The organism is Curtobacterium sp. NPDC087080, from assembly GCF_044745105.1.
GTDB lineage: Bacteria > Actinomycetota > Actinomycetes > Actinomycetales > Microbacteriaceae > Curtobacterium.
On the sequence record NZ_JBIUZP010000001.1, the window covers coordinates 114,878 to 139,736 of the forward strand.

General features: G+C 72.8%; 25 protein-coding genes and 2 pseudogenes. 13 read left to right on the top strand and 14 right to left on the bottom strand.

Annotated features, from left to right (window positions below; all coding sequences use genetic code 11):
• Positions 1–9: 9 nt before the first annotated feature.
• Positions 10–189, bottom strand: a complete 180-nt coding sequence (locus ACIPEQ_RS00530; RefSeq protein ID WP_209823496.1) for a hypothetical protein — start codon at positions 187–189, stop codon at positions 10–12.
• Between the two features lie 98 nt (positions 190–287).
• Between ACIPEQ_RS00530 and ACIPEQ_RS00535 the strand changes: the two genes are divergently transcribed.
• A complete protein-coding gene (locus ACIPEQ_RS00535) occupies positions 288–506 on the top strand; it encodes a hypothetical protein (RefSeq protein WP_402713413.1) in 219 nt (72 codons plus the stop codon).
• A gap of 372 nt (positions 507–878) precedes the next feature.
• Complete coding sequence (locus ACIPEQ_RS00540; RefSeq protein ID WP_209823498.1) at positions 879–2,144, top strand: MFS transporter; 1,266 nt, start codon at positions 879–881, stop codon at positions 2,142–2,144.
• Positions 2,145–2,198: 54 nt separating this feature from the next.
• Here the strand turns inward: ACIPEQ_RS00540 and ACIPEQ_RS00545 are convergent, their stop codons facing one another.
• The 6 genes from ACIPEQ_RS00545 to ACIPEQ_RS00570 all read right to left on the bottom strand — a co-directional run bounded on the left by ACIPEQ_RS00545 (position 2,199) and on the right by ACIPEQ_RS00570 (position 9,061).
• Positions 2,199–2,678, bottom strand: coding sequence for a hypothetical protein (locus tag ACIPEQ_RS00545; RefSeq protein ID WP_402713415.1), 480 nt, complete (start codon positions 2,676–2,678; stop codon positions 2,199–2,201).
• Positions 2,679–2,996: 318 nt separating this feature from the next.
• Positions 2,997–3,668 (bottom strand): response regulator transcription factor, encoded by a 672-nt coding sequence (locus ACIPEQ_RS00550; RefSeq protein WP_069710716.1) that lies wholly within the window; start codon positions 3,666–3,668, stop codon positions 2,997–2,999.
• 96 nt (positions 3,669–3,764) lie between these two features.
• Positions 3,765–5,087 (bottom strand): hypothetical protein, encoded by a 1,323-nt coding sequence (locus ACIPEQ_RS00555; RefSeq protein WP_402713417.1) that lies wholly within the window; start codon positions 5,085–5,087, stop codon positions 3,765–3,767.
• Complete coding sequence (locus tag ACIPEQ_RS00560; RefSeq protein ID WP_209677377.1) at positions 5,084–6,241, bottom strand: ATP-binding protein; 1,158 nt, start codon at positions 6,239–6,241, stop codon at positions 5,084–5,086. Before ACIPEQ_RS00560 ends, ACIPEQ_RS00555 begins: the two co-directional genes overlap by 4 nt.
• Before the next feature lie 203 nt (positions 6,242–6,444).
• Positions 6,445–7,644 (bottom strand): homoserine O-acetyltransferase, encoded by a 1,200-nt coding sequence (locus ACIPEQ_RS00565; protein ID WP_402713420.1) that lies wholly within the window; start codon positions 7,642–7,644, stop codon positions 6,445–6,447.
• An 85-nt stretch (positions 7,645–7,729) separates the two neighbouring features.
• Positions 7,730–9,061, bottom strand: a complete 1,332-nt coding sequence (locus ACIPEQ_RS00570; RefSeq protein ID WP_402713421.1) for a bifunctional o-acetylhomoserine/o-acetylserine sulfhydrylase — start codon at positions 9,059–9,061, stop codon at positions 7,730–7,732.
• 193 nt (positions 9,062–9,254) lie between these two features.
• Between ACIPEQ_RS00570 and ACIPEQ_RS00575 the strand changes: the two are divergent.
• Together ACIPEQ_RS00575 and ACIPEQ_RS00580 are read left to right on the top strand one after the other, a co-directional pair.
• Positions 9,255–9,335: pseudogene (locus tag ACIPEQ_RS00575) on the top strand (DivIVA domain-containing protein); the annotation flags it as partial.
• 39 nt (positions 9,336–9,374) lie between these two features.
• Positions 9,375–9,515: pseudogene (locus ACIPEQ_RS00580) on the top strand (DivIVA domain-containing protein); the annotation flags it as partial.
• 7 nt (positions 9,516–9,522) lie between these two features.
• Here the strand turns inward: ACIPEQ_RS00580 and ACIPEQ_RS00585 are convergent.
• Complete coding sequence (locus ACIPEQ_RS00585; RefSeq protein WP_402713423.1) at positions 9,523–10,620, bottom strand: acyltransferase family protein; 1,098 nt, start codon at positions 10,618–10,620, stop codon at positions 9,523–9,525.
• A 71-nt stretch (positions 10,621–10,691) separates the two neighbouring features.
• Between ACIPEQ_RS00585 and ACIPEQ_RS00590 the strand changes: the two genes are divergently transcribed.
• The 5 genes from ACIPEQ_RS00590 (at position 10,692) to ACIPEQ_RS00610 (ending at position 14,182) form a co-directional block, all read left to right on the top strand.
• Positions 10,692–11,519: an SDR family oxidoreductase gene (locus ACIPEQ_RS00590; protein ID WP_402713424.1), complete on the top strand. Its 828-nt coding sequence runs from the start codon at positions 10,692–10,694 to the stop codon at positions 11,517–11,519.
• Between the two features lie 67 nt (positions 11,520–11,586).
• Entirely contained in the window at positions 11,587–12,120 is a 534-nt protein-coding gene (locus ACIPEQ_RS00595) for a phosphoribosyltransferase (RefSeq protein WP_402713425.1), read from the top strand.
• On the top strand, positions 12,117–12,836 hold the full coding sequence (locus ACIPEQ_RS00600; protein WP_402713427.1) for a Type 1 glutamine amidotransferase-like domain-containing protein: 720 nt from the start codon (positions 12,117–12,119) through the stop codon (positions 12,834–12,836). The genes ACIPEQ_RS00595 and ACIPEQ_RS00600 overlap by 4 nt, the downstream gene beginning before the upstream one ends.
• Before the next feature lie 5 nt (positions 12,837–12,841).
• On the top strand, positions 12,842–13,522 hold the full coding sequence (locus ACIPEQ_RS00605; protein WP_402713428.1) for a uracil-DNA glycosylase: 681 nt from the start codon (positions 12,842–12,844) through the stop codon (positions 13,520–13,522).
• A 51-nt stretch (positions 13,523–13,573) separates the two neighbouring features.
• Positions 13,574–14,182: a GNAT family N-acetyltransferase gene (locus ACIPEQ_RS00610; protein ID WP_402713430.1), complete on the top strand. Its 609-nt coding sequence runs from the start codon at positions 13,574–13,576 to the stop codon at positions 14,180–14,182.
• Positions 14,183–14,534: 352 nt separating this feature from the next.
• Here the strand turns inward: ACIPEQ_RS00610 and ACIPEQ_RS00615 are convergent, their stop codons facing one another.
• Positions 14,535–15,257, bottom strand: a complete 723-nt coding sequence (locus ACIPEQ_RS00615) for a FadR/GntR family transcriptional regulator (protein ID WP_402713432.1) — start codon at positions 15,255–15,257, stop codon at positions 14,535–14,537.
• Positions 15,258–15,556: 299 nt separating this feature from the next.
• Here ACIPEQ_RS00615 and ACIPEQ_RS00620 point away from each other — a divergent pair, with 299 nt between their 5' ends.
• Both ACIPEQ_RS00620 and ACIPEQ_RS00625 read left to right on the top strand, forming a co-directional pair.
• Positions 15,557–17,122 carry a GntP family permease gene (locus tag ACIPEQ_RS00620; protein ID WP_402713434.1) on the top strand — a complete coding sequence of 522 codons (1,566 nt, stop codon included), beginning with the start codon at positions 15,557–15,559 and terminating at the stop codon, positions 17,120–17,122.
• Complete coding sequence (locus ACIPEQ_RS00625; protein ID WP_402713436.1) at positions 17,122–17,640, top strand: gluconokinase; 519 nt, start codon at positions 17,122–17,124, stop codon at positions 17,638–17,640. The genes ACIPEQ_RS00620 and ACIPEQ_RS00625 overlap by 1 nt, the downstream gene beginning before the upstream one ends.
• Positions 17,641–17,646: 6 nt before the next feature.
• On the opposite strand, the gene ACIPEQ_RS00630 is transcribed toward ACIPEQ_RS00625, so the two are convergent.
• Positions 17,647–18,564 (bottom strand): L,D-transpeptidase, encoded by a 918-nt coding sequence (locus ACIPEQ_RS00630; RefSeq protein WP_402713438.1) that lies wholly within the window; start codon positions 18,562–18,564, stop codon positions 17,647–17,649.
• A 73-nt stretch (positions 18,565–18,637) separates the two neighbouring features.
• On the opposite strand from ACIPEQ_RS00630, the gene ACIPEQ_RS00635 reads away from it, so the two are divergent.
• Positions 18,638–19,954 carry a cytochrome P450 gene (locus ACIPEQ_RS00635; RefSeq protein WP_402713439.1) on the top strand — a complete coding sequence of 439 codons (1,317 nt, stop codon included), beginning with the start codon at positions 18,638–18,640 and terminating at the stop codon, positions 19,952–19,954.
• A gap of 177 nt (positions 19,955–20,131) precedes the next feature.
• Here ACIPEQ_RS00635 and ACIPEQ_RS00640 read toward each other — a convergent pair whose 3' ends face one another.
• Complete coding sequence (locus ACIPEQ_RS00640) at positions 20,132–20,872, bottom strand: hypothetical protein (protein ID WP_402713440.1); 741 nt, start codon at positions 20,870–20,872, stop codon at positions 20,132–20,134.
• Positions 20,873–20,960: 88 nt separating this feature from the next.
• Here ACIPEQ_RS00640 and ACIPEQ_RS00645 point away from each other — a divergent pair, with 88 nt between their 5' ends.
• On the top strand, positions 20,961–21,677 hold the full coding sequence (locus ACIPEQ_RS00645) for a hypothetical protein (protein ID WP_402713442.1): 717 nt from the start codon (positions 20,961–20,963) through the stop codon (positions 21,675–21,677).
• A 61-nt stretch (positions 21,678–21,738) separates the two neighbouring features.
• Here the strand turns inward: ACIPEQ_RS00645 and ACIPEQ_RS00650 are convergent, their stop codons facing one another.
• Genes ACIPEQ_RS00650 through ACIPEQ_RS00660 form a run of 3 tightly spaced genes read right to left on the bottom strand, consistent with a single transcriptional unit; the run spans position 21,739 to position 24,858 of the window.
• A complete protein-coding gene (locus ACIPEQ_RS00650) occupies positions 21,739–23,403 on the bottom strand; it encodes an ABC-F family ATP-binding cassette domain-containing protein (protein WP_402713444.1) in 1,665 nt (554 codons plus the stop codon).
• A gap of 51 nt (positions 23,404–23,454) precedes the next feature.
• The gene (locus ACIPEQ_RS00655) at positions 23,455–24,096 is read right to left on the bottom strand and encodes a TetR/AcrR family transcriptional regulator (protein WP_402713446.1); all 642 of its coding nucleotides are present in this window, start codon (positions 24,094–24,096) and stop codon (positions 23,455–23,457) included.
• Between the two features lie 9 nt (positions 24,097–24,105).
• Entirely contained in the window at positions 24,106–24,858 is a 753-nt protein-coding gene (locus ACIPEQ_RS00660) for an acetoacetate decarboxylase (RefSeq protein WP_402713448.1), read from the bottom strand.
• Between the last annotated feature and the right edge of the window lies 1 nt (position 24,859).

A 24,859-nucleotide genomic window follows, 5' to 3' on the forward strand; every position in this document is an offset into this window, starting at 1 on the left:
CGGTCGTCGTCAGGGGTACATGCGGCCGTTGTTGCGGTCGCGCTCGGCCTGCCGCAGGGCCTCGGCGATCTCGGGGTCACTGCCCTCGTACTGCCGCGAGCGTGAGCCGAGGTCCGTCAGGTGGTGCATCCACAGCCACAGCCCCACTGCGACGAGCAGGACGACACCGGTCACGATCCACCACCCCATGCGCCGAGCGTACGCCCGCTGTGAGGCACAGGACACGCCGCGCGCCTCCCGGTGTTGTCGGTGGTCGGGTGTCTCATGGTCCGCATCGAGCCGCACCGGTGGCTCGGGTCGACCCCGACGACGACGAGGAGCGCGTGATGATGCACGACGGCTGGTGCCCCGACTGCGACCTGCAGACGGTCGTCATCGACAGCGACGAGCAGGGCGGTAACGCCTGGGCGAGCTGCACCGAGTGCGGGTCGGGGTGGGCCCATCGTGACGAGCTGCCCGAGCCGGTGTCGATGGGGTCCGTGAGCCAGGAGCGCCGCGCGGCCTGAGGCCCGTCGAGCAGCGACGGCACTTGCCGCGCTGGCGCCTCCGGCGGGAGCCGGTCCCGCTCCACAGCGGTGTTTCCGGCTGATGTCGAATCGATTCGGCCCGTCGTCTTCCGTCGGCCGTTTGGAGCGGTCTACACTGCTGGGACGGGCCGCTGCAGGCGTGCTCGGACCGTTCGACGCCGAACACGGACCGACCCCGCTGCCGACTCCGCCGCCACAGGGGTGCCGCACCGCTGCCGTGGGCACACCGGGAGCAGCGGGACGTCGTGGGCACACAGAGCGTGCGGCGTGGCGGTCCGGTCAGGTCACGGCACGCATCCGGGTCCCGGCCCCTCGTCCCACCTCCGTTCCTCCCCGATCCAGACAGGTCGCATGACGCTCACCACGCCGACGCAGCGCGCGTTCGCCCTCATCGCCCTCGCCCTCGGTGGTTTCGCCATCGGGTCCACCGAGTTCGTCGCGATGGGGCTGCTGCCGAACATCGCCGAGGCCCTGCTGCCCGCGCAGTACGCCGCCGACCCCGCCGCCGGTGTCGCGCACGCCGGCTGGCTCGTCAGCGCGTACGCCCTGGGCGTGGTGGTCGGTGCGCCGACGATCGCGGCGATCTCGGCGACGTTCCCGCGCAAGGGCCTGATCCTCGTGCTGCTCGTCGGCTTCGTGGTCGCGACGGTCGCGAGCGCGGTGCTGCCGAACTTCGGCCTCGTGCTCGTCGCTCGCTTCGTCGCCGGTCTGCCCCACGGTGCCTACTTCGGCATCGCCTCCATCGTCGCCGGCGAGATCATGGGCCCGGGCAAGCGCGGCAAGGGCATCGCGATGGTGATGCTCGGCCTGTCGATCGCCAACGTGGTCGGTGTGCCCGCGATCACCTGGATCGGGCAGAACGCCGGCTGGCGCATCGCGTACGGCGTCGTCTCGTTGCTGTTCGCCCTGACCTTCCTGGCCGTCGCAGCGTTCGTCCCGCGCAGCGCCGCCGACGAGCACGCGACCATCGGCCGTGAGCTCCGGGCGTTCCGGTCGCCGCAGCTCTGGATCGTCATGGGCCTCGGGGCCGTGGGCTTCGGCGGGTTCTTCGCCGTCTACTCGTACATCTCGCCGCTCGTGCAGAACGTCACCGGGCTGCCCGAGTCCGCCGTGCCGCTCGTGCTCGTGGTCGTCGGTCTCGGCATGGTCGTCGGCGGGGTGCTCGGCGGTCACCTGGCCGACCACAGCGTCAAGCGCACGATCTACATCGGGATGCTCGCGCTCATCGGTGCCCTGCTCGTGACCGTCTTCACGGCGCAGTGGGTCTGGGGTGTGTTCCTCGGCGCGTTCCTGCTCGGTGCGACCTCCTCCGCGATCCCGCCGGCGGTCCAGTCGCGTCTCATGGACGTCGCCGGTGACGCCCGGACCATCGCGGCGGCGCTGAACCACTCCGCGTTCAACATCGGCAACTCGCTCGGCGCCGCGCTCGGTGGTGCGGTCATCGCCGCCGGCTTCGGGTTCCTCGCACCGGCGTGGCTCGGCATCGTGCTCGCGCTGCTCGGCCTGCTCGTGACGATGGTGAGCTACGGCGTCGAACGGCGGACGGACCGTCGTGCCTCCCTGCGGTCGTCGTCGCCGTCGACCGGACCGATCACGGCACCGGTGCCCACGGTCTGACCCCCAGCGGAGCCGGGCGCGGCACCGGTCGGCTCCACCAGGCTCGCTGACCGGTCACCGTCCGGACGTCGCGCTGCGACGCCGCCACCACCGTCGCAGTCGTGATGCGTCCCCCCACTGGAACACCAGGAAGGTCAGGACCGCGAGTCCGATCGCAGCGAAGATCGCCGGGCTGACCCAGGTCGAGTCGATGTCGTCTCCGTTCCACACGGTGCCCGGCTCGGCGTCGAGCAGGTCGGCGTCGCGGTAGCCGGTCCGGACGTCCCCGACGGGAGCGTCCTTCGGGTCGGAGGATCCGTTGTCGTACTCGACGTCGCGAACCGGCCGTGACCCGTCGACCGGGGTCCACGTGCCGTACCAGAGGCAGGTCTCCCCGCTGTACCGATTCGTCGAACAGTCGCGCTCGGTCAGGCGGAAGGTGCCCCAGTGCACCGGCTGGTCCCGTCCGGCGTAGCGTGTCGCCGCGGCGCCGGCCGTCCCGATCACGAGCGCGAGCACGACGGCGTACGCCGCCAGTGCCAGGACGGTGAGCACGAGCGGACGTCGATCCGAGGAGCGTCCTGCGTGTCGTCCGACCCCACGTGCGCGACGGGCTGCTGAGCGAGGGCGGGTCAGGTCGGACACCTGGACATCTTCCCGTGCCGACGCCGGTCCGCGCGCCGACGCTCCGCTGCGCCCTCGGCGCCGACTTGGTGAGCTCCGCGGAAGCGACAGAACGCCGCGAACGTTCCGTGTGAGCCTGTCGCTTTCGCGGAAGAGTCGCGGCAACCGGCGGGCACACGCGCCCACACGACGGACGGGAGGCCCGTGGCGGCGTCGCCACGGGCCTCCCGTCCGTCGTGTGGGTGCCGACTAGAGCCCGACCGGGCTGCCGTCCTGCACGATGATGCCGTCGGTGATCGCGCGCTTCCGCAGCGCGACCTTCGTGCCGACGTCGAAGCCCGCGACGCGGTACTTCTCGCGGATGCGCTTGAGGTAGCTCTTCGCGGTCTCCTCGGAGATGCCGAGCTGGTAGGCAACGCTCTTGACGGGCTCGCCGCCGCCGTACAGCGCCATCACGCGCCGCTCCTGCGCGCTGAGCTTCGGCACACCACCGACGTCGCCGCTGTTGATCGCCAGGTCGAGCTCGGCGGAGACGTACTGCTCGCCGCGCTGCGCCGCACGGATCGCCTCGACGATCATGTCGGCGTCCTCGCTCTTCACGAGGTAGCCGAGGGCGCCGGAGGCGAGGGCCTCGCGGACGACGTTCGGCTCCGAGTACGTGCTCATCACGACGGTCTTCACACCGGCGGTCTTGAGCGTCGAGATCTTGAGCGACACCGGGATGGAGTCCTTGAGGTCCAGGTCGAGCAGCACCACGTCGACCGGGAACGCCGGGCTCGTGAGGAGCTCCGGCCAGGTGGTGACGGCGGCGACGAGCGTGATGTCGTCGGCGGCGCTGCGGATCCACTCCGTGAGCGCGCCGAGCAGCATGCGGTGGTCGTCGACCAGTGCGAGTCGGATCGGTTCCTCTGGAGTCGCCATCAGGCGTCCTTTCTCGAAGGCAGTGCACGCCGATCCTAGGTGTCGGGACCGTCCGGGCTGGGGAGGTGTGCCGGGTGTCCGGCAGTTCGGACCCGTCTACATCGACGGGTGTCGGTCGACGACGCAGTGCGACACGACGCGGAGCGTCCCGTCGCGGAACGACTCCGTGTACGGACCGATGCGCTGCAGCGCGCTCCACGTGGTCGGGCCGAGGCGGCGGCGGGGGATCCCGCGGGACTCGAACACGATCGGGACGTCCATGCGCTCGTCGGAGACCGGGTGGCCGTCGGAGCCGATCGGGCCGAGCGTCACGGAGACGACGGGGACACCGGGCTGCGCCGGACGCCCGTCGCCCACCATCTGCCACAGGGCCTGCAGCAGGCCGTCCCGCTGGGCGGGGCCCAGGTGGCCGGCGAGGGACTGCGGGTCGGCCACGCTGACCGAGCGGCCGAGGTGGTCGGACTCCGTGATCGCGTGGTAGAGCCACGTCTCGCGGCGGCCCTCGATGAGGTGCAGCCGGAGCTCGGTCGCCAGCGACGCGGCGACCGATGCCGAGGCATCCGAGAGCGGCAGCGGGTCCGAGCCGTTCGCGACGGCGTCGAGGAGCTTCTCGGCGGCCAGGTCGAGCCGGGCGAGTTCGTCGGACGCCAGCATGCCGACCGCGAACTGCGGCGCCTGGACGTTGCTCTGCACGAGTACCCGGTCGAGCTCGCGCTGCACGAGCTGCCGGAAACGGTGGACCACGAACAGGGCGACCGACGGCGGCACGACCACCAGCGCGAGCAGCGAGACGATGCCCGGCAGTGTCGCCGGGGTGATCGGGGTCGAGACTGCCGCCATCACCGCGAAGCCGGCGCCGAGCACCGCGATGGCGGCGGCGACTTCGCGGGCGGGTCGGAGCGTGGCGACCGGCAGCAGCGCGAACCCGGCCGCCACCGAGGCGCTGGCGGTGTGCGCGATGTCGTGCTCGGGGAAGATGCCGATGAAGTCGAGGGTCACGACGCACGCGAGCACGGTGCAGATCAGCGCGAACGCGGTCCCGGTGAGTCGTTCGCCGTAGGTCATCAGGCTGAGGCCGACGCCGATCGCGGCGACCAGGTACAGCGCCCAGGCGGCCGTGGGCAGCCAGGGCTCGGAGTAGCCCGGCAGCCGGACCAGGAAGAAGACGATGCCGACGACGGCCTCGATGGCGGTGAGCACCGCGGCGCCGAGGCCGAGGTACCCGGCACCGAGCGATGCGCCTGGCTTGGCCGCCTGGCGGAGCGACCGGGCGCCGGTCGAGGTCGACGGGAGCCCGCGGGCCTGCCGCCGTTCGCTGCCCCGGTAGCGCTCGCGCGCCTCACGGCGCGTGCGGGGTGCCGGCTGCACCGTCTCTCCGGGCAACCCGCGGCTGATGGTGTCCTCGGGGATGCGGGTCATCGCGGGGCCTCCAGGACGACGGTCGTGCCCGAGCCCGGGGCGGAGAACAGCTTGGCGTCGCCGCCGACCTCGCGGAGCCGGTTCACGACGCTCTCCTTGAAGCCGAGGCGTTCGGCGCTCACTGCGTCGAGGTCGAAGCCGACACCGGAGTCGGTCACCATGGCGCGGACGGTCTCCTGGTCGTGGACGATGGTGACGTGGGCCTCGCCGACGCCCGCGTGGCGGCGGACGTTCTCCAGGCACTCGCCGAGGGCCAGCAGGAACGCGTCGAGGACGTGTGAGGGGAGCAGGACCTGCCCGGTGCCGTGCCAGCTGACCTCGAGCCCCATCCGACCGAAGCGCTGCTTGACCGACTCGAGGGTCTGACCGAGCGGCGATTCCTCTTCGCGGGTGAGCGAGTAGTCGCCGGACTGCTGCGGCTGCGGGGTGGCCCCGAGACGGAGGTGACGGAGGAGCCTGGCGTCCTCGGCGGCCTGCTCGCGCATCGCCTGCTCGGACACCCCGACGCCGGAGTGGGCGAGGAGCGTGAGGGTCGCGAGCACGGTGTCGTGCAGCAGCCGGGCGCCCTGACGGCGCTGTGCCTCGGTCTCGCTGGCCTGCCGCTCCGCGCGGTGTGCCGTGCCGATGCTCTGGATGCGCCGGGCGACGCGAGGGATGCTCCGGGCGATCCACACCGACACCACGGCGACGAGCACCCAGCCGAGCACCACACCGGTGGTCGGACCGGAGAGCGGGCCGCCGGAGGCCCAGACGACGGCACCGACGGCCGCGACCCCGGCGACGATCGTCATCGCGAGCCCGACCGGGGCGCCCCGCTGGGCCATCAGCGGTGCGGACAACGATCCGGCGGCCAGTGGCACCACGGCGCTGGCGACCACGGACCGCACGTCGGGATCGGCGCCGAAGAGCAGCAGTGCGAGGGCGCCGAGGCCCGACGCGAGTGCGAGCGCGGTCCACCACACCGAGCCGTTCGTGCCGAAGACCAGCAGCGCGGCGATGAGCACGGCGATGCACGCGAGCGCGCCGAGCAGGGGGACGAGCGGTACCGCGAACGAGGACACGATGCCCACGACGGAGACCAGCGCGCAGGTGACGCCGACGACACGGGTCGTCGACCGCAGCAAGCGGTCGCGTTCCTGTGCGATGAAGTCCATCGGTGTCCTGGTGGTGACGTCGGTTCGGTCGGGCCCGGTGGTTCGCCGGACCCCGCGGGCGGGGTACCCGTCGACATCATTCCACGCGGCCCACCCGTTGTGGGGTGTTCGGCACGCGGACGTGGACAGATCGGTCCGCGGGCGTGCCGGGCGCGCCGCGCCGGGCGCGCCGCGCACGTGCCGCGGGGACGCCGACGGGCCGTTCAGTCGAGCAGCCGTCGCAGGTGCGCCCCGACCGCCTCGTGCTCGATGAGGAAGCCGTCGTGCCCGAACTCGCTGTCGAGCACCGCCGCTCGGTCCCCGTCGAGCGTGTCGGGGATCCCCGCCGCGATCCGGTGCTGGTCCTCGAGCGGGAACAGCCGGTCGCTCGACACCCCCACGACGAGCGTCCGGGCGGTCACCGACGCGAGCGCTGCGGACACCCCGCCGCGCCCGGCCCCGACGTCGTGCGAGTCCATCGCCTGCGTCAGCGCGACGTACGAGGAGGCGTCGAACCGTCGCGTGAACCGGTTGCCGTGGAAGTCGAGGTAGCTCTCCACCGAGAACCGCCCGTCGTCGCCGAGCGGGGAGACGTCGCTCTGCCACGACCGCGCGAACCGCCCGTTCAGCTCGTCCGGCGCCCGGTAGGTCATCAGCGCCATCCGCCGCGCGAGCGACAGGCCGCGGTGCGGTCCCTCGCCGGCCTCTGCCTCGTAGTAGTCGCCGCCGGCGTAGCCGGGGTCGGTCTGGATCGCGGCGCGCTGCAGCGAGTTCGCCGCGATCTGGTCGGCCGTCGTCTGCGCGGTCGACGCCAGGACGGCGAGCCGCTCGACCCGGGACGGGTGCGTGACCGCGAACTCGAGGGCGTGCATGCCGCCCATCGATCCGCCGACGACGGCCGCGAAGACGTCGATGCCGAGCGCGTCGGCGAGCTGCACCTGGACGGCGACCTGGTCGCGCACGGTCACGAACGGGAAGCGCGAGCCCCACTCGACGCCGTCCGGGGCGACCGACGAGGGGCCGGTCGTGCCCTGGCACCCGCCGAGCATGTTCGGCGCGACGACGAACCACCGGTCGGTGTTGATCGCCAGACCCGGTCCGACGACGTCACCCCACCAGCCCGCCGTCCGGTGGCCGGGCCCGGCGGGACCCGTGACGTGCGAGTCCCCGGTCATCGCGTGCAGGAGCAGCACGGCGTTGTCGCGCGCCCCGTTCAACTCGCCCCAGGTCTCGTAGGCCACGCGCACCGACGGGATCCGTCCGCCGCGGACCCACTGCTCGCCGAGTGCGGCGAACTGCCGGGAGCCGGGGTGGTCACCGGGACGCCAGGCACCGGTCACGGGCGGCTTGCCGAGCGTCCCCAGTTCGGTGCCGGGCACGAGGGTGGACGGGACCGAGTCCTCGGGGATCGTCTGCCAGTCCATCGGGTCCAGTCTGCCGGGAGGCGCGCCCCGCCCGCGCCGTGTTACGTCACCTCGGGCGCGTGGCGGGGTTCCGTCCCGCGTCGCGCTAGGCGCGCTGGCCCTCCTGCGAGACCGCCCGGGCCGCCGCGAGCCCCGCCTCGAGGTCCGCACGCAGGTCCTCGACGTTCTCGATGCCGACCGAGAGCCGCACGAGCCCCGGGGTGACCCCGGTCGTCAGCTGCTGCTCGGGCGTGAGCTGCGAGTGCGTGGTCGACGCCGGGTGGATCACGAGCGAGCGCACGTCGCCGATGTTCGCCAGGTGCGAGAACAGCCGCAGCTCGTCGACGAACGCCCTGCCGGCCGCCACCCCGCCCTTCAGCTCGAACGACAGCACCGCTCCGACCCCGCGCGGCGCGTACTTGTTCGCCGCCGCGTACCAGGGCGACGTCGGCAGCCCGGCGTACGACACGGTCGCGACCTCCGGGTGCCGGTCGAGCCACTCCGCGATCTCCTGGGCGTTCGACACGTGCCGCTCCATGCGCAGCGACAGCGTCTCGATGCCCTGGAGGAGCGCGAACGCCGTGTCCGCCGAGTTCGACGCGCCGAGGTCGCGGAGGAGCTGCACGCGGGCCTTCACGACGTAGGCGAGCTCGTTGCCGACGGCCTGCGCGAACACCGCGCCGTGGTACGACGGGTCGGGGGAGTTGAACTCCGGGAAGCGGTCGGCGTGCTCCGACCAGGCGAACCGGCCGCCGTCGACGATCACGCCGCCGATGACGGTGCCGTGACCCCCGAGGAACTTCGTCGCCGAGTGCACCACGACGTCGGCGCCGTGCTCGAACGGGCGGATCAGGAACGGCGTCGCGATCGTGTTGTCGACGATGAGCGGCAGGCCGGACTCGTGCGCGACGCTGCTGACGCCCGCGATGTCGAGCACGTTGATCCGCGGGTTGCCGATCGTCTCGGCGAAGAAGAGCTTCGTGTTCGGGCGGACGGCGCGGCGCCACTCCTCGAGGTCGTCCTGGTCCTCGACGAACGTGGTCTCGATGCCGAGCTTCGCCAGCGTGTACTTGAACAGGTTGTACGTGCCGCCGTAGATCGACGACGACGAGACGATGTGGTCGCCGGCACCGGCGATGTTGAGCACCGCGTAGGTCTCGGCCGCCTGGCCGCTCGACACCAGCAGCGCACCCGTGCCGCCCTCGAGCGCCGCGATGCGCTGTTCGACGACGTCGTTCGTCGGGTTCATGATCCGCGAGTAGATGTTGCCCGGCCGCGCCAGCGCGAAGAGGTCACGGGCGTGGTCCGAGTCCTCGAACACGTACGACGTCGTCTTGTAGATCGGCGTGGCGCGGGCCCCGGTGGTCGGGTCCGGCTGCGCGCCGGCGTGCACCTGCGTGGTCTCGAACCGCCAGGCGGCTGCGTCGTTCGTGCTCATCGGGGCTCCTGTCGGGTCCGGTCCGTCAACTGGTCGCCGCGCTCCGGCCGGGAGGCCCTGGGCGTCGTCGCGACGACGGTCACGCTACGCAGGTGGCGGGCCGGGCACCAGCGGTGTCGCCTCGCGACGTAATGCGCCCGCGACTGGCAGGATCGGACCGGACGAGAGGGGGAGCGTCGTGCGCGCTCAGGACGTGGCGGAGAAGCGGTTCCAGCCGACGAAGTTCCGCAGGGGGTACTCACAGGACGACGTCGACGACCTGCTGGACCGGGTGCAGGCGACGCTCGCCGCCGCGGAGCGGGGCGACCGTCCGGTGACCGGAGGTCGGACGGTCACACCGGAGGACGTGGTCGCCGTCCGCTTCCGCGCGACGAAGTGGCAGGAGGGCTACGACCAGGACGAGGTGGACGACTTCCTCGACGAGGTCGTGGTCGCGCTCCGGGCACTCGGCCGCTGAGCCGTCAGCGCTCGACGGGCTCCCGGCGGAACAACCAGTCGACCTTCGGCTCGAGCAGCCACCGCATGCCGCGCCGCACGAACGGCTGCGCGAGGAACAGGCTCACCGCGCAGGCCACGACGACCATGAGCAGCACGTACGGCCACGCCGAGTGCTCCCCGGCCAGGATCCCGGATTCGCGGATCGGGTAGAGCACGAACGTGTGGAGCAGGTAGACGTACATCGTCGCGGCACCGAACCGGGTGATCCACACCGTCCGGCGGGGCACGAGCAGCAGGAACGACGCCGTCAGCACGGTGGCGAGCAGCACCAGGCCGAGCCGGACGCCGCCGGCCCACCAGGCGTCCTCGCCGAGTCCCGAGTACGAGTCGTCGTAGAAGAACCAGTGGTGCAGGTCGAAGCCCTTGAACTGCGGGATGAACAGCACGCACGCGGCCGCCCACGCCGCGAAGACGACGACGGCGGCCGTGCGGAGACGGACCACCACGCGGCGGGGTGCCTCGTACCAGCGGTCGAACACGCCCCACCGCTCGACCTGCCACCCGAGCAGGAAGAACGGCAGCAGGCTGATCGCCCGGCCGAGGGAGAACGTCGAGTCGACGTTGTCGAGGTACCCGACGCCGATGCTGAGCACCACGGCCCAGACGAGCGGCCACCGCAGGATCGCCAGGTACGGCAGGATCAGCCGGAAGATCCCCAGGGCCAGCAGGAACCACAGCGTCCAGGTCGGCTTCGTCGGGTTGAACTCCTTGCCGCCCTCGACGACCGCCTGCACCACCGTCCAGATCGTCTGCATGACGACGTACGGCACCACGATGTCCGTGAAGGTCCGCCGCATCCGCTCGGCCGTCGGCGTCGCAGCCGACGAGAAGTACCCGCTGATGACGCCGAACGCCGGCATGTGGAACGCGTAGATGAACGTGTAGAGCGCCAGGGCGTGCTCGCTGCCGGCCGTCTGCCGCTGGATCGCGTGCCCGATCACGACGAGCGTGACGGCGACGAACCGGGCCGTGTCCCACAACGGGATCCGTCGCGGCGACCGGCCCGGCTCGAGCGGCGTCGCCGGCGCCGAGGGCGCGGGGGGAGCGGCGTCCGTCGTCATGACCGGTCACGGTACCGGATCGTGTCCTCCGCGGATCGGTACGGTTGTGCCGACACCACCTGGAGGCACCCATGGCAGCACGTCCCGACACCGAGCGAACCGGCACGACCGAGCTGCCCAGCACCGCCGAGCGGCTCGCCGTCGTCACCGGCGCGAGCTCGGGCATCGGCGCAGCCACCGTCCGGCTGTTCCGCGAGCACGGCTGGCAGGTCCTCGCCGTCGCCCGGCGGCAGGAGAAGCTCGAGGCGCTCGCCGCGGAGACCGGGGCGTCGTTCCTGGTCGCCGACGTGACCGACGCCGGCGCCGTCGCGGCGTTGGCGGCCCGCGTGGACGAGCTCGGCGGTGCGGACGTGCTCGTGAACAACGCCGGCGGTGCCCTCGGTTCGGCGAGCGTCGAGGAGTCCGACGTCGACGACTGGCGCGCGATGTTCGAGGTCAACGTCATCGGTACGAAGCGCGTGACGGCCGCCCTGCTCCCGCAGCTCCGACGTCGCGCGGCCACGCACGGGGTCGCCGACGTCGTCACGGTCACGAGCACCGCGGGGCACGTGGCCTACGAGAACGGCGGCGGGTACAACGCCGCGAAGTTCGCCGAGCACGCGCTGGTCGGTGCCTTGCGGCTGGAGCTGAACGGCGAGCCGCTGCGGGTCGTCGAGATCGCTCCCGGACTGGTGAAGACCGACGAGTTCGCCCTGACGCGCTTCCGGGGCGACCGCGCGAAGGCCGACGCGGTGTACGCCGACGTCCCGGAGCCGCTCGTCGCCGACGACGTCGCCGAGGCGATCGTGCACGCGGTCGAGCTGCCGGCGCACGTCAACCTCGACCTGGTGACGGTGCGGCCGGTCGCGCAGTCGGCGCAGCACAAGCTCGCCCGCGGGCCGCTGACGCCCCGGAGCTGACGTCCCGGCGCGCGCGGTGTCGGGGCGCGGGTCGCGGCGGGTGGCTCCCTGCCGGTACCGTGGGCGGATGCCGATCAGCAGCGAACCCGGGCACGCCGAGCAGGCGCCCTCGACCGTGACCGTGACGAACGGGCCCGAGGTGCTCGGTTGGCTGGAGTTCGGCGATGCGGCACGGCTGCTCGCCAAGGACGTCCTGTCCTCCGGCTTCGAGCCCGAGGTCGTCGTCGCGGTCGCGCGCGGCGGTCTCATCATCGCCGGTGCCGTCGCCTACGCGCTCGGCACCAAGGAGTGCGGCTCGATCAACGTCGAGTTCTACACCGACGTCGAGCAGCGCCTGGACGAGCCGGTCATCCTGTCGCCCGCCCTCGACGCGCCGAGCCTGGCGGGCAAGCGCGTCCTCGTGGTCGACGACGTCTCCGACTCCGGCCGGACCCTGCGCCTGGTCGTCGACATCATCCGGAACGCCGGTGCCGACGTGCGGAGCGCCTGCCTGTACTCGAAGCCCGGCACCGTGCTCGAGCCCGACCACGTGTGGCGTCGTGTCGACGGGTGGATCACCTTCCCGTGGAGCGCCCTCGCCCCGGTGACGGCCGAGTCGTGAGCATCCACCTCGTCGGCGGGGGTCCCCTCGTCGCGGCGGACGTCGCCGCCCCGTTCCTGGCCGAGGCCACCGCGCGTTCCGCCGCCGTCGGCCGGAGTGTGCCCCGGATCGCCCTGCTCTCCGTGTCCGGTCCGTCCGGTACCGCTCCGTCGTCGACGGCCGACATCGCCGAGGTCCTCGGCGGTGCTCGGCAGGCCGAGGTCCTGGTGACCGAGGTCGCCGCGGGCGAGGTGTTCGCAACGACCGTCCTCAGTGACGTCGACGCGCTGGTGGTCGGGGGCGGGGTGACCCCGGCGTACCTCGACGCGATCCAGCCCCTCGTCGACCAGATCCGGCTCCTGGTCTCCGACGGACTCCCGTACCTCGGCTACTCGGCCGGCGCGATGGTCGCGGCCGACCGGGCGCTCGTCGGCGGATGGCGCATCGGCGGCGTCGAGGTCTGCCCGCAGGCCGCATCCGAGGGCCTGGACGAGGTGGAGCTCCGCGAGGGACTCGGGCTCGTCGACCTGACCATCGACGTGCACGCCGTGCAGGCCGGCACCCTGGCCCGACTCGTCGCCGCGGCCGAGGCCGAGTTCGTCACGGCCGGGCTCGCGATCGACGAGGACACGGCGCTGGTCGTCGGCGAGGGTGCGCTCGAGGTCCGCGGGACGGGCAGTGTCTGGCGCGTGGTCGCCGGGGACGAGACCGTCTCCGTCGCGACCATGGGCGCCTGAGTCCCGTGCGGCCGCACCCCCTCCGCGACCTCGTCGACCCCGGGTGGGCCGAGGCCCTCGCGCCGGTCGAGGCCGACGTGCACCGGATGGGGGACTGGCTCCGCGACGAGGTCGCCGCGGGCCGCCACTACCTGCCCGACGGCGAGGTCGTCCTGCGTGCCTTCACGCAACCCTTCGACGACGTGAAGGTGCTCGTCGTCGGTCAGGACCCGTACCCGACACCCGGCCACCCGATCGGGCTGTCGTTCGCGGTCGACCCGCACGTGCGGCCGGTCCCGCGGAGCCTCGCGAACATCTACCGCGAGCTCCGCGACGACCTCGGCGTGACGCCGCCGGAGCACGGGGACCTGCGGGCGTGGTCGGAGCAGGGCGTGCTGCTGCTCAACCGGGTGCTGACCGTCGAGGCAGGTGCCGCCGGCAGTCACCGCGGCAAGGGCTGGGAGGCCGTCACCGACCAGGCGGTCCGTGCGCTCGTCGCCCGGGGGAAGCCCCTCGTCGCCGTGCTGTGGGGCGCCCAGGCCGCGTCGGTCCGCCCGCTGCTCGGCGACACCCCGGTGGTGGCGTCCGCGCACCCGTCGCCGCTCAGCGCGTCGCGAGGCTTCTTCGGCAGCCGGCCGTTCTCGCAGGTCGACGCACTCCTCCGGGAGCAGGGCGCCGACCCGGTCGACTGGACGCTCCCCGCCTGACCCTCCGCCGGCTGACGACCGCCGCCGGGTCGCACCCCGTAGGCTCGGACCGTGCTCGAGGAGGAATACCAGCGCCGTCGTGTCCTGCCGCGACACCTGCGCGCGCCCGTGCCCGCCGAGGCGACCTTCTCGTACACGATCCGGGCCGCCGAGCCGCGTGACCTCCCCGACGTCCGCGAGATCCACACGCACTACGTCCGCAACTCCTCGGTGACGTTCGACCCGTCGGCCTTCACCTTCGCCCGGTGGAAGCAGCGCTACGACGAGGTCCGGCGCCGGGGGCTGCCGTTCCTCGTGGCGGAGAACCCGTCGGGGCAGATCCTCGGCTACGCGCTGGTCGACCCCTGGAACCCGCGCGACCGGTCGAACCACGTCGTCGAGGACTCGATCTACCTCGGTGCCGCCTCGGGTGGGAAGGGCCTCGGGCGCGCGCTCATGGAGGCGCTGCTCGACGAGTGCCGCGCCGCCGGCGTCCGCGAGGTCATCGCCGTGATCGCCGACCGGCAGGCCGAGGCCTCGATCCGCCTGCACGAGCGGCTCGGCTTCGAGGAGGTCGGCCGCATGGGCAAGGTCGGCTTCAAGTACGACCGGTGGCTCGGCACCGTCACGATGCGGCTCCGCCTTCGCGGCCCGCGGCTCTTCGCGCGCTCCCGGCGCTGACGCGCAACGTCGAGACCCCGGCGTCGGCGCGGAGCGCCCTCGACCCGTGCAGGACGCCGCCGGGATCGAGGCGTCTCACCGCCCCTGCGGCGTCTCGCCCTGGCCCCGGCGTCCCGCCCGGGGCGAGCAGGGCAGTCGAGGCGGGGCGGGGCCGGACGGGAGGCGCGTGGCGGGGCCGCCGCGAGCCTCCCGTCCGCCCGTTCCTTCCCATGACGCGTGCGATGGCTGGTGGTTCCGGGCGTACCTGGTGCTCTGGGAACGTCAGGTACGCCCGGTTCTGCCAGGTACGCCCGGTTCTGCTCGGTACGCCCGGTTCCGCCCGGTACGCGCACCGCACCGCGCCGCGCGCCCGTCAGGCGTCCGGGGCCTCGGCGATGAACTCGTCGCGGGTGACGCGCAGCAGTGCCGTGGCTGCCGCGCCGGCCGCGGCGGCGTCCCCCGCGACGACCGCGAGCGCGACCGCCTCGTGCCGGACCGCGGCGTCGCGGGTCCAGCGGGAGATGGTGTCGCGCGACTCCGAGGTCCGGGTCCGCAGCAGTGCCTCGACGGTGCCGGCGAAGTGGGTGAACACGGCGTTGCCCGACCCGGTCAGCAGCGCACGGTGGAAGCGGACGTCGGCCTCGAGGTAGGCGCGGCTGTCCTCCCGCGCCCAGGCATCGAGCATGTCCCGCGCCGCGAGCAGGACCGCGTCGCCGGGGGACCCGGCGGCTCCGGACGCGTCGCCGGCACCGGCGACGAGCGCAGCCGCGACGGGTTCGACCCCGAGCCGGAGCTCGAGCAGTTCCCGCTGCTGCACGAAGTACGCGAGCGAGGCTCCGCGCCACCGGATGACGGTCGGCGCGAGGAGCTCCCACGACGTCACGGGGAGCACCAGCGTGCCGACGCGCTGGCGTGGCTCGACCAGGCCGAGGGACTGCAGGACGCGCAGGGCCTCGCGCACGACGGACCGGGACACGCCGGACTCCGAGGCGACGAGCTCCGGTCGGACGACGGTGCCCGCGGGCAGCACCCCGTCGACGATGCGCTGCCCGAGCGTCTCGAGCACGTGGGCGTGGAGCCCGCGGGCGGTGGTCATCGGTGCTCCTCACGTGCGCTGGGTCGGTCCGAGCGTGATCTGGGTTCGGCCGGGCGTGCACTGCGCTCCGGCCGGCGTCGGAGAGCGGTCCCCGTGACGCGGTCTCCATCGAAGCGGCAGACTGCGCCGCAGGGTGGATGCCGCGCGGCAGATCGTTGTACAGTCTGATTTATCAGATTATTGGGCGGTCGAGAAGCCGCCCGGGTGGCCGTTCGCGAACGGCCGCCTGCGCGTCACCACCCACGGACGCACACGAAGGCGACGGAGCCGCGAGGCAGCGGCTCCAGGAAGGGGCACAGATGCCTCACGCACCCACCGGAGGAACCGCGCCGGCCGACGCGTTGCACGGGCTCACGGTCCTGGCGGCCGAGGGCGGCTCGACGCAGACGGTCGACCCGTCCGGCCCGATCGGGCAGCTGATCGTCGCCGCACTGCTCGGGATCGTCGTGATCATCGTGCTCATCACCTGGCTCAAGGTGCACCCGTTCGTCGCGCTGACGATCGGCGCGCTCGGGGTCGGCATCGGCGCGGGGCTCGCTCCCGACAAGACGGTGACGAGCTTCGGCAACGGCTTCGGCGCGACGATGACGAGCGTCGGCATCCTGGTCGGCCTCGGCTCGATGTTCGGTCGCATGCTGGTCGACTCGGGGGCCGCGGACCGCGTGGTCGACACCCTGGTCCGTCGATCGTCGAAGGCCGCGCTGCCGTGGACGATGGCGCTCATCGGCGCACTGATCGGCCTGCCGATGTTCTTCGAGGTCGGCCTGGTGCTCCTCATCCCGATCATCGTGCTGGTCGCCAAGCGCAGCGATGTCCCGATCATGAAGATCGCGGTCCCGGCCCTGGTCGGCCTCTCCACCATGCACGCCTTCGTGCCGCCCCACCCCGGCCCGCTCGTCGCGGTCTCCACGGTCGGCGCGAACCTGGGCACGACGCTCGCGTTCGGCATCGTCCTGGCGATCCCGGTGATCATCCTGGCCGGCCCCCTGTTCGCGCGCTTCGCCGCGCGCTGGGTCGACATCCCGGCGCCCGACATGTTCGGCTCGCGCGGGTCCGGCACCGGCTCGTCCGACGGCTCCGGCCCGTCGGACCCCGCGCACGCCGGCCGGGAGGCACGCCGCGGCCCCGCAACGCAGGACACCGCGTCCCTGCCGAACGGCAAGAGCGACTTCACCCGCGTGATCAGCGAACCGCGCAGCCCGTCGTTCACGACCGCGCTCGTCGGCATCCTGCTGCCGGTCGTGCTCATGCTCGCCCAGGCGGTCCGCGAGGCGGTCGCACCCGACGCCGCCGGCGGCTGGGTGTCGCTGCTCGACTTCCTCGGCACCCCGATGATCGCGATCGGCATCGCCACCGTCTTCGCCATGGTGTTCTTCGCGATCGGCGGCGGGATGGACCGCAGCGCCGTCGCGAAGTCCCTCGAGGACGCCCTGCCCCCGGTCGCCGGCGTGTTGCTCATCGTCGGAGCGGGCGGCGGCTTCAAGCAGGTGCTCATCGACACCGGCATCGGCGGGGTCATCGCCGACGCGGTGCAGGAGTCCGGCATCTCGGTGCTGCTCGTCGCCTGGGTGGTGTCCGCCCTCGTGCGCGTCGCCACCGGTTCGGCCACGGTAGCGACGGTCACGGCCGCCGGCATCATGGCGCCGATCGCCGCCGACCTGTCCACCCCGGAGACCTCGCTCCTCGTGCTCGCGATCGGCGCCGGCTCGGTGTTCCTGTCGCACGTCAACGACGCCGGCTTCTGGCTCGTGAAGGGCTACCTCGGGACGACGGTCGGGCAGACGTTCAAGACGTGGACGGTGCTCGAGTGCCTCATCTCGGTGATCGGTCTCGTCGGCGTGCTCATCGCGGGGGTGTTCTTCTGATGGCGGTCACCGCTCCGCGCGTCCTCGTGGTGATGGGCGTCTCGGGCTCCGGCAAGTCGACGCTCGCCGCGACCGTGGCCGAGCGTCTCGGGTGGGAGTTCGCCGAGGGGGACGACATGCACCCGCCGGCGAACGTCGCGAAGATGGAGGCCGGCACCCCGCTCACCGACGAGGACCGCTGGCCGTGGCTCGGGACGATCGCCGACTGGATCCGGTCGCACCTGGCCGACGGGACCCCCGGAGTCGTCACGTGCTCGGCGCTGAAGCGCTCCTACCGGGACGTACTGCGGGCGCCCGGGGTGGTGTTCGTGCACGTCGCCGGGGACCCCGCGCTCGTCGAGCAGCGGATGGCCGCCCGGGCGGGGCACTTCATGCCGACGTCGTTGCTCGCCTCGCAGCTGGCGACGCTCGAGCCGCCGCAGCCCGACGAGGCACACCTGACCGTGTCGGCCGAACGCTCGCCCGACGAGGAGAGCGCCGACGTCGTGACGCGGCTGGGGCTCGGAGCCGACCGCTGACGGCCGTCAGCTGAACCAGATCGCGGTCCCGACCGGCAGCTCGGACAGGGTCTTCGTCATCGCCGCGGAGATCCGGACGCACCCGTGCGAGCTGCCGTTCGGGTCCGGGTAGTAGTGCAGGGCCGTCAGGGCCGCGTTCCCGCCGTACTGCGGGATGCGCGACGAGTGTGCGCCGGTCAGGATGATCGGGTTCCCCTGCGTGTAGGTCACGCGGGCGTCGATGTAGGCGGCCTCCACGTAGGTCGCGGTCGAGGTGGGGGTCGGGTCGTCCGGGGTCCCGAGCCGTGCGGGCTCGGAGGCGGACACCGATCCGTCCTTCCCCACGACGGACACCGTCGACGCGGCGACGTCGACCTGGATCATCCGGTCGGTCGCCGCGATGGTGAAGTCGGCGGCGCGGGCCCAGGCGAAGGTCGCGCTCGGCGCGGTCGGGTCACCGCCGTCGCCGGGCGTGCGGTTCCGCGCCGGGGTCGCGACGAGGACCATGCCGCCGTCCTCCCCGTCCGACCGGCCCCACACCGCCGTCGCGGCGGGCGTCTCGATCGTGGAGACCGTCGAGGCGAGGGTGGCCACCGGCCGGGCGTCCGGCGAGGGGTCGGCGTAGAGCGCGACGAGGCGCTGCTTCGGTGTGGCGATCTCCCACCGGTTGTCCGGCCGGACGTGGCTGCCGTCGAGCAGCTCCGGGACGACGGCGTCGTGGTACGCCAGGGGAAGTGCGGCGAGTTCCGCTTCGGACGCCGCCGCCGGGATCGCGGGCAGCGTCGGCACCGGCGTCGGCGTGGCCGTCCGCACCGGTGTCGGCGTCGTCCGCGCGGCGGTCGTGGCCGCCGGCTCGGGCTGCTGCACGGCCGCGCCGATCCCCACCGCAGCCAGCGCCGCTGCCGCCACGGCGGCGATCGTGATGCCCCAGGTCCTGCGTCGCATGTCCCCTCCTGTGCACAGTCCACCAGATCCCGGCCGTGAGGGCACCTCGGGACGTGCTGGCACCATGGCGGGCATGGCGATCGACGACTCCCTCGGACTCCTCACCCGCGGCTACGGCTTCGGCGCCCACCTGTGGCGTCGGACCGCACCCGGCGCCCGCGCGGTGCCGTTCCGGCTGCTCGGTCGGCCGGCGCTGCTCGTACGCGGCAGGGAGGGCGTCGACCTGTTCTACGACGGTGACCGGACCAGGCGGCACGGTGCGATGCCCGCCCTGGTGCAGCGGACCCTGTTCGGTGCGGGGTCGGTGCACTCGCTCGACGGGGCGGAGCACCGACACCGCAAGGCGACCTTCGTCGACGTGGCGTACGAGGACGAGCAGGTCCGACGTCTCACGCCGTTCCTCGCCGAGGAGTGGGCACGCGAGCTCGACGCCTGGCTCGCCGGCGGCCGGCGGTCGGCGTACGACGCAGCGGTCGGCGCGATCGGACGGGCGGTCATGCGGTGGGCCGGGCTCCCGGGCACCCCGGCAGCGAAGACCCGGTGGTCGGCGAAGCTCGCGCAGGTCGTCGACGGCTTCGGGGTGCCGTACTCGCCCGAGTACCTGCTCGCCGTCCTGAACCGGCACTGGTCGGACCGGCACGCCGCCCGACTCGTCGAGGCGGTCCGCGGCGGACGGCTGCACCCCGCCGAGGGCACGGCACTGCACGAGTGGGCGTGGCACCGCGACCAGGAGGGCGCCCTGCTCCCGCCGCGGACGGCGGGCATCGAGCTGCAGAACTCGATCCGGCCGGCGATCGCCGTCGCCCGGTTCGTCGCCTTCGCCGCGAAGGAGCTCCACGATCGGCCGGAGTGGCGTGGTCGGATCGCCGAGGAGACCCTGACCCGCGGCTCGCTCGTCGACGGGCCCGTCGCGGTCGCCTTCGCGCAGGAGGTCCGCCGCACCGCGCCCTTCGTCCCGGTGCTCCCGGCGTGGGCGACCGAGGACGTCGAACTCGACGGCGAGCGCCTCCGCGCGGGCGGACGGGTGGTGCTCGACATCCTGGGCACGGACACCGACGACCGCTCCTGGCCGGACGCCGACCGGTTCGATCCCGCCCGCTGGCTGGACGTCACCAGCTGGGACGACGTCGAGGCCGTGGCGACCTTCGTGCCGCACGGCGGAGCGGACGTCGCGACCGGGCACCGGTGCCCGGGGGAGAAGGTCGCCGTCGCGGCCCTCGCCACCGCCGTCGCCGTGCTGAGCGACCCGCGGATCGAGGTGCTCGACGAGGGACTCGACGTCGACCGGCGGCGGATGCCGACGAAGCCCGCCTCGGGCGGTCGGGTGACGCGCCGCGGCGCGGGCACCGCGCGGGCCGGCGGGTGCCCGTTCCACCGGGCGGCGCACTGACCGACCAGTCGCTGTCCGTGAGCGCAGCCCCCGGGAAGCCCTCCGCGCTGGCCTCACGTCCTCATCGATCTCGGTGTCGGCGCTGCCGGATCGGACAGCCGCTCCGATGCTCCCCCTCAGCGCTCGTGAGGGACGACGGTCATGTCCGGAGGAGTCGAGCGAGCCGTCCGTTCGGGTTCATTCGTCGGGACCGCCCTCGACCCAGTGGTGGCTCTCGTCCCAGTCGTGTTGCTCGGTGATCACCATGGCGACACCAGGGACCGCCCATTCGAGGTCCAACAGTCTCGGGCGCATGTCGGCAGCAGTCGCGATGCGGATGCGATCGACGTGCTGCAGGCGGAGGATCGGTGACCAGTCGCGGTCGTCGGGCTCGACGCCGAAGTGCAGTTCGCGCAGCAGCGGCAGTTCCGCGAGGAAGTCCAGGTCCGGGGTGGTCGACCTTCCACGCTCGGTACCCGGGAGGACGGCGAGGTCTTCAAGGCGTTTGCAGGCGCCGATGGCGCTGTAGTCCCGCACGCGGAACGTGCCGGTCAGCACGAGCCTCCGGAGCGAGGGGATCTCGGCAAGGGGCGCCAAGTCGACCAGAGCTGGTGCGCTGTGGAGCTCCAGCGTGTCGAGCGATCGCATGCCGATCAACGGGCGGAGGTCGTCGTAGTCGCCCCACTTGGTGACGAGGGTCTCGAGTTGTGTCTGCCCCTCGAGGGACGCGAAGAGCCGCTTGGGGGTCCTGCTCGTGAACTCCAACTCGCGGATCTGGCTCGGACCCGCACCGAAGAAGTCGCACCACTCTGCGACGATCCGGGTGGCCATCGATCGCGGAACGTCGAGCTGGGTGGCCTGCACCGAGACGGCGAGATCGTCGTCGTAGTCCTCGGGCCGTTGCAGGACCACCCTCCCGTCGTAGCCGATCGATCGCATTTCGTCATCTTGGCAGAGCGGCGACCGGACGTGCTGACGGCGGACGACGTGGACGACATCACGCGCGTCGGTGCTCCAGGATGAACGGGTGCAGGATCACGAGGTCATCGACAGGGCCGCTGAACGATGGGCGAGCGGCGCCCGCGCTGATGCGCTGATGTCGTTGCGCACCCGTGTCCGGGCCGCGCCGGCAGCGCTCGAGGTGCGGCTCGCGTTGGTCGAGCGGTACCGCGAACTCGGCGCACCCGACCAGGCCGGCCGCTGGGGTCTCGCTGTCCCCGGTCTCACGACGTCCGAGGAGCAGGACCGAGCCGCCCGGCTGTTCGCTGCCTCCGGCGTCGACGAGTCCGGACTGGCGACCTTCCTGGTGCTGCCTGCGGGATCGGCCCTGCCGGCGGAGGTCGTCGCGCTGCTGCCGGAGATCGACCGCTACCGGCAGGTCTTCCAGCAGAAGGCGTACGAGCGGTGGCGCGGTGCGGATCGGTCCACGGACCGTCTCGGCGACGCGCTGGAGGGCGTGCTCATCACCCTCGTGTGCTCGTGGCTCGCGACGCTGGCGATCGTCTGGGGCGGCAGCATCCTCGGCGCGCAGATGACGAACGTCGCACGGTGGGCGTCCCTGCTGTCCCTGACGCTCTGCGGGTTGTTCAGCGGGATGATGGCCTTCCGGCGGGGCGCTGCACGGCGCCCGTGGGCGGCAGTCGGTTGGGGTGCGGCGTGTCTTGCGCTGTTCGTCGGCGTGCTCCGACTCCTCGCGCTCGCGACCGAGCACGACGGCGTGATCCGGTTCGCCTGGGAGCACTGACCGCGCCAGAGACGGACGGGAGGCCCGTGGCGGGCCCGCCACGAGCCTCCCGTCCGTCCCGTCACACCTCGGTGACGCGACCCGCCTCGACCCGCCAGCGGCGGTCGAGCCGGACGGTGTCGAGCATCCGCCGGTCGTGCGTGACGAGCAGCAGGGTGCCGTCGTAGGACTCCAGCGCCTGTTCGAGCTGCTCGATCGCCACGAGGTCGAGGTGGTTCGTCGGCTCGTCGAGCACGAGCACGTTCACCCCGCGGGCCTGCAGCAGCGCGAGCCCGGCACGGGTCCGCTCACCCGGTGAGAGCGCGGCGGACGGGCGGCCGACGTGGTCCGCCTTCAGCCCGAACTTCGCGAGCAGGGTCCGGACGTCGGCCGTGGTCATCTCGGGCACGAGCTCCTCGAACGCCGCGGCGAGGGGCTGCTCGCCCGTGAAGGCCGCTCGGGCCTGGTCGACCTCGCCGATCGCGACGCTGGAACCCAGCGACGCGGAACCGCTCGTCGGCTCCGTCCGGCCGAGCAGGGCGCGGAGCAGGGTCGACTTGCCGGCGCCGTTCGGGCCGGTGATGCCGATGCGGTCGCCGCCGGACACCTGCAGCGACACCGGGCCGAGCGTGAAGTCGCCCTGTTCGTACACGGCGTCGGACAGCGTCGCGACGACCGTGGACGAGCGCGGGGCGCTGCCGATGGTGAAGGCGAGCTGCCACTCCTTGCGGGGCTCCTCGACCTCGTCGAGCCGGGCGATCCGCGACTCCATCTGCCGCACCTTCTGCGCCTGCTTCTCGCTCGACTCGCTCGCGGCCTTCCGGCGGATCTTGTCGTTGTCCGGGTTCTTCTTCATCGCGTTCCGCACGCCCTGGCTCGACCACTCGCGCTGCGTCCGCGCGCGGGAGACCAGGTCGGCCTTCGTCGCGGCGTACTCGTCGTACGCGTCGCGCTTGTGCTGCCGGGCGATCTCGCGTTCCTCGAGGTACGCCTCGTAGCCGCCGCCGAACAGCCGGTGCGACGACTGCGCCAGGTCGAGCTCGAGGACGGCCGTCACCGAGTGGGCGAGGAACTCGCGGTCGTGGCTGACGAGCACCGCACCGCCACGCAGACCCCGGACGAACTGCTCGAGCCGGTCGAGGCCGTCCAGGTCGAGGTCGTTCGTCGGCTCGTCGAGCAGCACGACGTCGAAGCGGGAGAGCAGCAGTGCGGCGAGCCCGACGCGGGCCGCCTGCCCACCGGACAGCGCCGTCATCAGCGAGTCCGGGCCGACGCCGGAGCCGTCCGGGGTGGTCTCGAGCCCGAGCTCGGCGAGCACGACCGGCAGGCGCTCCTCGAGGTCGGCGGCACCGGACGCCAGCCAGCGCTCGAGCGCGGCGGAGTAGCGGTCGGCCGCGGCGTCACCGCCGGCCGGGTCGCCCAGGGCCTCGGCAGCGCGGTCCATGTCGGCCGTCGCGTCCGCGCAGCCCGTGCGTCGGGCGACGTACGCCGCGACGGTCTCGCCGGCGATCCGCTCGTGCTCTTGGGGGAGCCAACCGACGAAGGCGTCCGGCGGGTTCGTCGACACCGTGCCGGCGAGGGGCTCGTCGACGCCGGCGAGCAGGCGGAGGAGCGTCGACTTGCCCGCACCGTTCACGCCGACCAGGCCGATCACGTCGCCCGGGGCCACGGTGAGGTCGAGGCCCTCGAAGAGCGTGCGGGCGGCGTAGCCGCCGGCGAGGTCCTTGGCGACGAGCGTGGCGGTCATCCGGCAATCGTCCCACGGGCGGGACCCCGCTCAGGCCGCGCCGACGACGGCTCAAGCCCCGTCAGCAGCGCCGGCCGCGTCGTCCACCGGACGCGTGAGCCCGAGGATGCACCCCTCGACGGCCGCGACCCGCACCGCGTCGGTCCCGTCGAACAGCACGCTCTGGCTGACCGCGCCGACGTGCGCCGCGACCACCGCCCGCGTGTAGAGCGCCGGGTCGACGGTGGGGACACGGCCGGCCCGCTCGAGCGCGGCGACGAGGAGTGGCTGGAGCGTGGCGTGGAACCGGTCGGTGTGCGCGCGGAGCAGGGCGTTCACCTCGGGGTCGTGTCGGGCCCGCGTGGTGAGCACCGAGCGGATCGCGTACCAGCGGTCCTCGGGCGGCAGGCCGTGCACGACGCCCTGCACGACACCGTCGACCGTCGGGTGCCCGTCGAGCGCGGCGCCGAGCTCGTGTTCGAGCACGGCGAAGACGGCCTCGGCCTGCTGCTCGTAGACCGCGAAGAACAGCTCGTCGACGGTCCGGAAGTTCGAGTAGAACGCTCCCCGGGTGTAGCCGGCGCGAGCGACGACCGCCTCGACGCTGACCGAGGTCGACCCGGTCTCCTGGAAGATCGCCTCGGCCGCCGCGATGAGCGTCGCCCGGGTGCTGCTCCGCCGTCGGACGGCGCGCGGTGCGGCTGGTTCGGTCACGGCTACAGGCTAGGCCGAGGGCCGGTCGGCCAGGTAGTCGTGCACGGTGCGGACCGGGGCGAGGGTCAGGTCCGTCAGGACGTGCGACGCCCGGACGACCTCGAGCACCGGCAGGTCGGCCATCGGCGCGAGCGCGTGCGCGAACAGCTGCAGCCGGGCGGGTCCGGTCCAGGCCTGCTTGACGGTCACGTCGGTGATCTCGGTGCGGACGAGGTCGGCCACCAGGTGGCGCTGGGTCCGCAGGTCCGGGACGAGCTTCACCATGAAGGTCGGCACGGTGATCTCGGCCAGGGCGGCGTCGTGGTCGAGCGGCTCCCACTCGTACGCCATGGTGGCGGTGGCCACGCGCTCGGTCCCGCGGTCGAGGGTGCCGACGAGCGCGCCCTGGTCGACGCGGAGCGCCGGGGTGCCGAGCACCTTCGGGTAGGCGCTGAGCTCGCGGCCGGCGAGGGTCGCGGCCGAGTTGTCGAGGTACATCGCGTGCAGGTACTCGCCGCGCTCGCCGTCGTGCTCGACCTGGATCGCCTGGCCCGACTCGACGTACGGGCCGTACCCGTCGACCTCGCCCATCCTCATGACCTCGAAGCGGACGAGCGGCTCGGTGACCTCGAGCGGTTCCGGGACCACGGCCCGCAGTGCGTCGGGGTCGGTGCGGTACACGACGTTGAAGTACTCGCGGTCGGTGAACCGCGTCGGCCGGAGCGGGTAGACCGGCGCGGCGAGCGGGGTGGTCAGGTGCTGCAGGACGTCGTCGGCGCGCATG